Below are 8,055 nucleotides of genomic sequence, written 5' to 3' on the forward strand. Positions count from 1 at the left end.
GGGATTTCCGATGTCCGACACCACGACCCACCTGGGCCTGCCTTACCTCCTGGCTGCCCAAGCCCAGAAGCATGTCACGCACAACGAGGCGCTGCGCCTGCTCGATGCCATGGTGCAGCTCTCGGTCCTGGACCGCACGCGCACCGCGCCCCCGGCCAGCCCCACCGACGGCAACCGCCTTCTTGTGGCCACCGGCGCGAGCGGACTCTGGGCCGGGTGGGATCTGAACATCGCCTTCTGGGTCGACGGCGCGTGGATCCGGCTGGTTCCCCGGACCGGCTGGCTGGTGTGGGTCGCGGCGGAGGGCATCTTCCTCGTCTGGACCGGTTCGGCCTGGGAGGTCGTGGGCGAGCCGCGCGACGTCTCGGACGCCGTGTTCAGCCTGGTGAACGATGCAGACCCGACGAAGAAGGCCACTTTCTCGCTGGCAGGCATCAGCGCCGGGACCACGCGCAGCTTCACCCTGCCCAATACCTCCTCCGAACTGGCAATCCTCGCAGGCACCCAGACCTTCACCGGCAACAAGACCTTCTCCGGCACGCTAACCGCCTCGGGAACGGTGACGACGTCCGGGGCCACAGCGACCATCGGGACGGCAACCGGGACCGCCACCTATGGCATGGGGACCGGGGCCACGACGACGGGCGTGACCAAGACGGTGAACATCGGCACCGGCGGCGCGTCCGGATCGACCACCGTCGTGAACATCGGCTCGGCCACCGCCGGGGCGGGCGGCACGACCGTCATCAATACGCCCACCGTCACCTTCGCCAATGCCGTCACACAGGTCGGCATGCCGCAGGCGAACCTGACGGCGCAACTCCTGGGCCTCGGCGGGGCCACGGCCGACAGCTACAACCGTCTGTCGGTGAACACACCGGCAGTTCTGCTGAACAACGCCGGGGCCGGGATCGAAGCCACAGTAAACAAGGCCGCTGCCGGGAACGACGCGGCCTTCGCCTTCAAGACCGGCTTCTCGGCCCGCGCCCTTATCGGGTTGCTCGGGAATGACGATTTCAGCTTCAAGGTCAGCCCGGATGGCTCGGCCTTTTTCGACGCGATCAGGATCGACCGCACCAGCGGTCAGGTAGAACTGCCGCAGCCCACGGTCTTGCCAGGTCTGGCCGCAGCGCCATCGCCGCCGCCCGCAGGCAAGGCCGCCCTCTATGCGCGCAACCGCGCAGGCGCACCGTGGATCGACGTCATGCGCCCCTCTGGACGGGATTTCCCGCTCCAACCCCATTTCGGGGTGAACCGCATCGCCAACTGGTCTCCCTCCGTCAGCACCACGATCACGACCGAGGGCCTGCCGATCACTTCGGTCGGGACCGTGTCGCACCCCACCCTGGCCGCGACGAACCTTGCCGCCTCGATGCGCCGCTGGCGCCTGACCTCGGCGGCCGTCGTGGACTCGGTCGCCGACCAGCGATCCGCAGGCTGGGCCTGTTGGCGCGGCAACGCGGCGAGCCTCGGCGGCTGGACCTTCGTCACGCGGATTTCGCTGACAACGCTGCAGGCGACCGGGATGGGGTTCTTCGGCCTCTATGGCTCGACCGCCGCGCTGGCCACCACCCTGACGCTGGCCGCAGCCATCAACTGCATCGGCATCGGTTTCCAGCGCGGGACGCACACCCGCTGGCAACTGGTCGCGAACGACGGGACCGGCGCACCGACCCTGACCGACATGGGGGCGAGCTTTGCCATCGCGACGGGCGGCGTGCTGACCCTGTTCATCGCCGCCCCACCGAACGGCAGTTCCGTCTGGGTGCGCGTCGTTGACGAGGTGTCTGCCGCGGTCTTCGAGCAGGAGATCACCGCAGACCTGCCCGCCGCGACGCAATTCCTGTCGCCGCGGCTGTTCCTGAACACCGGCGCGACCGCCGCCGCCGTCGCCTACGACTGCGCCGGTGTCTACCTCGAAACTGATTTCTGACCAACCGCAGCCTGCGGCAATGAAAGGACCGTCATGAACGACCAGACCACTCTTGCCGGGGAGGTCGCGCGGGCCTTTCGGGACCACGGGATCACCGCCGCGCTGACCGCCCTGATCGGCGGCACCATGACCCTGATCGCGGCGATCACGAGGAAGGCCTTCACCAACGAGGCCCTGCTGGATCGCCTCGACCGGGAACTGATCGCCGACCGGGACCGGATCGACCGTCAGCGCAGCGAGGATCGCAAGGCCGATGGCGACCGCCTCGACCGGATCGAGACGGACATCCGCTCGATGCGCGACATGCTCTTCGACGCCTTCCAGCGCGGCCGATCCGACTGAATTTCCTGACCCTTGGCAACCGACACCCTACCCGCCCCAGAGGCGGGTTTTTTCATCTGGAGGATCCACCATGCCGACCCTGTCCTACCCCCACTGGCGCGATGTGCCCGCCAACACATGGCGCTGGCCGAACTTCTCGGCCGCCGAGATCGCTTGCCGCGGCACCGGCGCGATAAAGATCAACACGGAAGCCATGGACAAGCTGCAAGCCCTGCGCGACCGGCTGGGCAAGCCGCTGATCATCCGCTCAGCCTACCGCAGCCCGGAACACAACCGTGCCGTGGGCGGGGCCCCTGCCTCGAAACACATGCAGGCCACCGCTTTCGACATAGCCATGGCGAACCACGATCCAGCGGCCTTCGAGGCGGCGGCGCGGGCAGTCGGGTTCCTCGGCTTCGGCTATTACACCCGGTCGGGCTTCATGCACATCGACCTCGGGCCTGCCCGATCCTGGGGCGATCCCTTCCCGGCGCGGGCCGTACCCTTCGCGCCGGAACTGCCGCCCGCGCGCGAAGTCCTGTCGGAAAGCCGCACCCTGCGCGGTGGCGGCGCGGCTGGGGCAGCCACCGTGGGCGCGGCCGGGGTGGAAGTGCTGCGGGACGTTCTTGCGGAAACCCAGTCCACGATCCAGCCGCTGGTGCCATACCTCGACAGCCTGCGCTGGGTTCTGATCGCCATCGCGCTGATCGGCATCGCGGTCACCATCCACGCCCGGCTCGATGACTGGGAACGGGGCCAGCGGTGATCAGCTGGCTTCTGACCCATGGCCCGGCGCGAAAAGCGCTGGGCCTCATCCTCACCGCAGCAGCGATCCTGCTGTTCCTGATGAACCTGCGCTGTGCCGGTGAACGCGCTGGGCGCGCGGCCGAACGGCTTGATGCCAGTGAGAGAAATGATGCCATCCACCGCCAGATGCTCGACGCCGCCGCCCGCCGCCCTCATGATCGCCATGCTCTGGCTGAGCGGCTGCGCGATGGACGCTTCTGAGACCCGCGCACCTTGCCCGTCTGTGGTGGAGTACTCCAGCGCCGAGCAGGCCCGCGCGGCCGACGAGGTCGAGGCGTTACCGGAAGGGGCCGTCGTCGTCCGGATGCTCAGCGACTACGCCGTGTTGCGCGATCAAGCGCGGGCGTGCAGTTGAAATCCGGGCCGGACAAGGCCCCCCACGCGACAAGCGCCAGACGCCTCGACCGCAGCGCATTGCCCGGCCCGGACGATAAATTCACGGTGTCAACGAGCGGCAGGGGGGCGCTGCTGGTCGATGATGGCAGATGCGGTCATTCCAGTCCGGTGCCGCGATGGGCACAATTGTGCACCTGCGAGGGTGTGCCATTCGCCGTTACGGCAGTGCGGGGGACATTTCTCCGATGGCAGTCAGGATCCGGCCACGAATGCGGTCCATCAGGTCGGTACCGGTGGAGATGTCAAAGCTCGCCGTTTCCAGCAGCGTTTCCTGACCCGTCACCCGGAACCGCGCACGGATCCCTTCCTCGTCGCCGAGGCCAGCGTGGTGGGGATAAAGCAGCGTCAGCCGCGGGGCCTTGTAGAGGTGGGCATAGGCCATCATCTGATAGACATCCGCCTGGGAGACCCCTTGCTTCGGATCGTCGATCCGGTCGGAAATCCGTTTCCACTTGGTGTCGATCACATGGGCGACCTGACCAGCGCGCCAGATCAGGATGTCGGGCTTGGTCTGGAACACCGCCCGATCATCCTCAATCGACGTCAGACAGAACAGGCGGCCACCCTGCAGCGTCACTCGGAATTCGGACCCTGCAAGTGCTCGCGTCACCAGACGGCCGATGTACTCCTCGAACAGGGCGTTCATCTCGAACAGCAGTGCCGATCCCTGCCCCGATCCGGCGCTGGTGGTCTGGTATCGGTTGCGCAGGAACAGCTGAGCCATTCCAAAGAGTTCCTGCCACGCGCTGTTCGTGCGGTCGATGACGACGTCGTCCCACCGCAGGGCGGGCACCTGCACCTCCGCCACATCGGCATAGACGAAGGCCAGCTCCCGCAACCGCTGCACGTTCGCCGCGTTGCGCGACATGCCCGCCAGATGCGAGATGGTCGCCTTCATGATGCGGTTAAGGGCGATATCCTCGGACAGCTCGTCATAGCGGCACGCGAGGCGGCCCGGGTTTGCGAGATGGCGGGTGAACTGGCGCGGGATATCCAGCGATCCGCGCAAGGTTGGCAGATCGTCGTCGTGGAGGGTATAGCGCCGCGGCATGCCCCGGCGAACCGCCTCGGTCAGCTTGTCGCAAAAAATGCGGATCAGGATTTCCAGCAGCGTTTCGCGCTGCCAGTCGAGATCGGTCATGCGCCCGGTCTGGATTTTCAGGTCCAGGGCCACCGCGAGCATGTGGACAAGACGCTTGCGGATCTCGCGCGTCTCTTGCGCTGAGCCCTCTTTTTCACCTACGTCGATCTTCGGCAGGATTTCCAGCGTGCAGCCCGGCACCGCCAACACGCCAACCACGCCACGCGCTCGCAGGTCATGGCGCCGATCCTCCAGCACGCCACCGCCGCCACGCCCGGCGAAAGGGGAAGCCTTGGCAAGTGCCACAAGGCGCTGGGCAAGATGCGGCGGAATGCATCCTTCCCCATCGCCGTGCGGCACAGCCTCCCATTCGCGGACAGAGTAGGCGGGCATCAGGCCACGAACTCGGAAAAGTCGAACTGGTCCTTCACCCGCCAGCGCAGTTTTTCGTCGAGGACATGTTCGGCAGCAAGCCCAGGGGGCGCGTTCAGGCGGCGTGCCTCCAGAAACCGGGACGGGCCTTGCGGGCCATCGCCCAAAACGGCGGCGACCTTGGACCAATCCTCGTAGAAATACTCGGACAGGAGCGGAATGACCTTGTGCCGCATGACATCCTCGACGGCCTCGGGCGATGCGCAGCCGGTGAAATAGGCGTGCCCGATCTGGTGTTCGCGGTCGAAGAGATACTCGATGCGGTCGTTGATCGTCGCCAGCAGCTTTTGCAGATTGATCCCACCAATATTTGGAGGCAGGAGATCGGGGTTCGGCATCAGTTCCTTGAAGGTGAAGCGGCGGCGCAGGGCGGTGTCCAGAAGCGCAATCGAGCGGTCGGCCGTGTTCATGGTGCCGATGATGTGAAGGTTGGGCGGCACCCCGAAGCGCTTTTTCGAATAGGGCAAGGTCAGCTGGATTTCGTCGCGCCGCCCGAGGCGCTTGTCCGGCTCAAGGAGCGTGATCAGTTCACCGAAGACTTTCGAGATGTTGGCGCGGTTGATTTCGTCGATGATCAGGACGAAGGGCCGCGCCACGTCAAGTTGCGGTACAGCCTTCGGGCCGAAAATCACCACGTCCAGCGCTTCCCAGTCCAGTTGATCTTCAAGCAATGGATAGGCGGTATGGAACGAGGTGAAGTCCTTGCCGTAGATCCCGGCCCGGTTCACGCCTTCGATGCTGTGCCAAAGCCAATCCACCTTGCGCAGATGTCGCGTCGGCTGGTCAGAAGCGCGTGGCATGAACTCGTAGTCGCCCTTTAATTTTCCGACGGCGACGATCTTGCCCTTTCCAACGGTGAGCGCCACGTAATCACCTACTTCTGCCCCACGAAACAACCAGGTCCCGTAGACAGTCGGATGGGCGCCGAATATCGCGGGCTCCTCTTCCTGGCGCTTCGCCTTGATCGCGTCCCAACTGTCGAACTCTGGCGGCGACCAGTCTACGTCGCCGCCATGCGGCCATTCGACGGCTTCTTCGCGAATGGCGCGTTCGAATTTTTCGCGCCAATTTGCTCCGGTAAGCCCAAGTCGTATGATCCGGTGCGACCGATCAAGCCGGTTGGCGTCAGATGTCTCTCCGGAGTCGCGTTCCGCCCGAGCACAGATGGTCCTGAATATCCCGGGCTCGTCTTTCAAACGAAAACCATTTGCGTGGGCTATGTCGTCTGGCGGAGCGTCCGGCTGCCGAGAGCCGGTCTCCGGCCTCAATCCCTCGACAAATTCCTCATACGACATCGACTGGTGGAAGGTCACGAACTCGATCCGGCCCTCGGACATCAAGCGCCGGTATTCCGCCATCAACCGATCACGTTTGCTATCGCCGGAGAGATCAGCGGCGACGTCCTCGCCCAGACAGAGGCGAACCGCCTCCCACGCCGTCTGGTAAGTCTTGCCGGTGCCGGGAGGTCCGTAGAGGATCAGGTTGGTCGTCTTGACCGCCGTCGAGGCAAGCTGGTCCTGCGAGCCGGTTTCTGAGTCTGCCATCGCGTTACCCTCTTTGTTCCCGGTATCGAGGGTGAATGTGAAAGTCGTCGTGCTGGACGGATTGGGCGTGGTCGACTGAAGCGTTGAGTAGCCCGCCATGTCTTTGAACTTCTTGCCACCCAAGGCGCTGCAAATTGTCGGAAAGGCATCTTGCTCGGAAATGTCGCGAGCTACGTCCCGCGCACGGATGGCCACTGAAGACATGTCAGCTTCGCGGGCCGGTGCGATGTAGTAATTGAGTGCGACCAAACGCACGCGGTCTGCCCCGCGCATCAGGTGGGTGTATTGTTCCGGCAGCGGCAAAGGCTCGTCGTCTTGATCGACAATAATGTAGCCTGCCGCGTGGAGACGTGCGGCCGCATCATGTGGCTGACTCCATCCGCCAGTGAGTGCATTTGACGCTTTGGCCAGCAGGTATCCGACAATCGGCTTTGTCGGAAAGCGCCTGTCCTGGCGTGGGCGGGTCGACCGCACCCAATACTCGGATGGCGTGCCGAAGCTTGAGATCGCATCGGCATGGGCACCAGACGTGCGGAACTGGTCGTAGGCGTCCATCGCACCCTCGATCCGGTCGCGAGAGAAGGCGTCATCTCCGCCATTGGCACCCTTGCGAAGGATCTCATACCCAAGAGCCTCGAGTTTGGCGAAGGATTGCGCCTCTCCGAAGCCGTTGAAAAACTCCTTCGCTGCGAGGGCGCGGCCATCGGGAAGATGCCCCAAGGCTGCTGCGACCGTCGCTTTCGCCGGATAGGACTGCTCTTTGGCATCATCGCTGACCCAGACCTGTGGGCTGGCAAAGCCACCGCGGGCGAGGAAGGCCTTCAGGCCCAACCGATCGCACTCCTGCATCGCCGCGTCGATTTCCTTGCGGGTGAGGCGGTCGACCAATGCCTTGTGTTCTGACTTGTCGGGCACATTGCATTGTTCGGTCAGGAAGGAATGGTACAGTTTCAGGGCTTGTTGGAGGCTGGCAAGACCCGTGCGCAAGACACCGTCGATGGGAACAGGCGAGGGATTGGGGCGTTCCGCGCGTTCATCCTCGGCCGTATAGGCAAACCGGTTGAGGATGCTGTCCCGATCCTCCTGCGCGAACAACTCATCCAGATCGCCCAGATACTGCTCCACGCGCTTGGCACTGCTCACGCGCGACGAAGCGGTCGCATCCGTTTGCCCCTGCGCAACCAACCACTTCCGGAACTCGTCCTGCTTCATCGTATGCCCGTCCATCTGCCTGAGAGGTGCTGATCCGAGGTCAGGAAGCCGAGGGCAAAATCCTTCGTCGTCAATTCACCGTCCAGAGAACCACGGGTGGATGATGGCGGGAACCGGAATCGCGCGCAACTGCGAGTTGCCCGCCGTTGCCTGCCAATGCGGGCTTATGCGCGCCGCTGCGGTTTTTCTGGTGCGGTGTTGATGTGGCGTTGATGTCGACTGCAAACGACGAAAGCCGAGCGTTATGCTCGGCTTTGAAGTCTTTGATAGGACTGGTATTTTTGGTTGCGGGGGCAGGATTTGAACCTGCGGCCTTCAGGTTATGAGCC

General features: G+C 64.3%; 8 protein-coding genes. 5 read left to right on the forward strand and 3 right to left on the reverse strand.

Annotated elements, in window-relative coordinates:
• Positions 1-10 precede the first annotated feature (10 nt).
• The 5 genes from D5084_RS10385 to D5084_RS18865 all read left to right on the forward strand — a co-directional run bounded on the left by D5084_RS10385 (position 11) and on the right by D5084_RS18865 (position 3,416).
• Complete coding sequence (locus D5084_RS10385) at positions 11-1,933, forward strand: DUF2793 domain-containing protein (RefSeq protein ID WP_128515420.1); 1,923 nt, start codon at positions 11-13, stop codon at positions 1,931-1,933.
• 33 nt (positions 1,934-1,966) lie between these two features.
• Complete coding sequence (locus D5084_RS10390) at positions 1,967-2,275, forward strand: hypothetical protein (protein ID WP_128515421.1); 309 nt, start codon at positions 1,967-1,969, stop codon at positions 2,273-2,275.
• 70 nt (positions 2,276-2,345) lie between these two features.
• Complete coding sequence (locus tag D5084_RS10395; RefSeq protein WP_128515422.1) at positions 2,346-3,020, forward strand: YcbK family protein; 675 nt, start codon at positions 2,346-2,348, stop codon at positions 3,018-3,020.
• The gene (locus D5084_RS10400) at positions 3,017-3,262 is read left to right on the forward strand and encodes a hypothetical protein (RefSeq protein WP_128515423.1); all 246 of its coding nucleotides are present in this window, start codon (positions 3,017-3,019) and stop codon (positions 3,260-3,262) included. Before D5084_RS10395 ends, D5084_RS10400 begins: the two co-directional genes overlap by 4 nt.
• Before the next feature lie 25 nt (positions 3,263-3,287).
• Positions 3,288-3,416 (forward strand): hypothetical protein, encoded by a 129-nt coding sequence (locus D5084_RS18865; RefSeq protein WP_274378888.1) that lies wholly within the window; start codon positions 3,288-3,290, stop codon positions 3,414-3,416.
• Positions 3,417-3,614: 198 nt separating this feature from the next.
• On the opposite strand, the gene D5084_RS10410 is transcribed toward D5084_RS18865, so the two are convergent.
• The 3 genes from D5084_RS10410 to D5084_RS18460 all read right to left on the reverse strand — a co-directional run.
• Complete coding sequence (locus D5084_RS10410; protein ID WP_128515424.1) at positions 3,615-4,931, reverse strand: McrC family protein; 1,317 nt, start codon at positions 4,929-4,931, stop codon at positions 3,615-3,617.
• On the reverse strand, positions 4,931-7,726 hold the full coding sequence (locus tag D5084_RS10415) for an AAA family ATPase (protein ID WP_202910053.1): 2,796 nt from the start codon (positions 7,724-7,726) through the stop codon (positions 4,931-4,933). Before D5084_RS10415 ends, D5084_RS10410 begins: the two co-directional genes overlap by 1 nt.
• Before the next feature lie 70 nt (positions 7,727-7,796).
• Positions 7,797-8,055, reverse strand: a 259-nt coding sequence (locus D5084_RS18460; RefSeq protein WP_162302418.1) for a hypothetical protein, incomplete at its 5' end; no start/stop codon positions are given.

Origin of the sequence: Tabrizicola thermarum, assembly GCF_003574395.1 — a bacterium.
GTDB classification, from domain to species: domain Bacteria; phylum Pseudomonadota; class Alphaproteobacteria; order Rhodobacterales; family Rhodobacteraceae; genus Tabrizicola; species Tabrizicola thermarum.

Coding starts and splice junctions, on each gene's coding strand:
- D5084_RS10385 (WP_128515420.1), top strand. CDS start 11: ATGTCCGACACCACGACCCACCTGGGCCTGCCTTACCTCCTGGCTGCC.
- D5084_RS10390 (WP_128515421.1), top strand. CDS start 1,967: ATGAACGACCAGACCACTCTTGCCGGGGAGGTCGCGCGGGCCTTTCGG.
- D5084_RS10395 (WP_128515422.1), top strand. CDS start 2,346: ATGCCGACCCTGTCCTACCCCCACTGGCGCGATGTGCCCGCCAACACA.
- D5084_RS10410 (WP_128515424.1), bottom strand. CDS start 4,931: ATGCCCGCCTACTCTGTCCGCGAATGGGAGGCTGTGCCGCACGGCGAT.
- D5084_RS10415 (WP_202910053.1), bottom strand. CDS start 7,726: ATGAAGCAGGACGAGTTCCGGAAGTGGTTGGTTGCGCAGGGGCAAACG.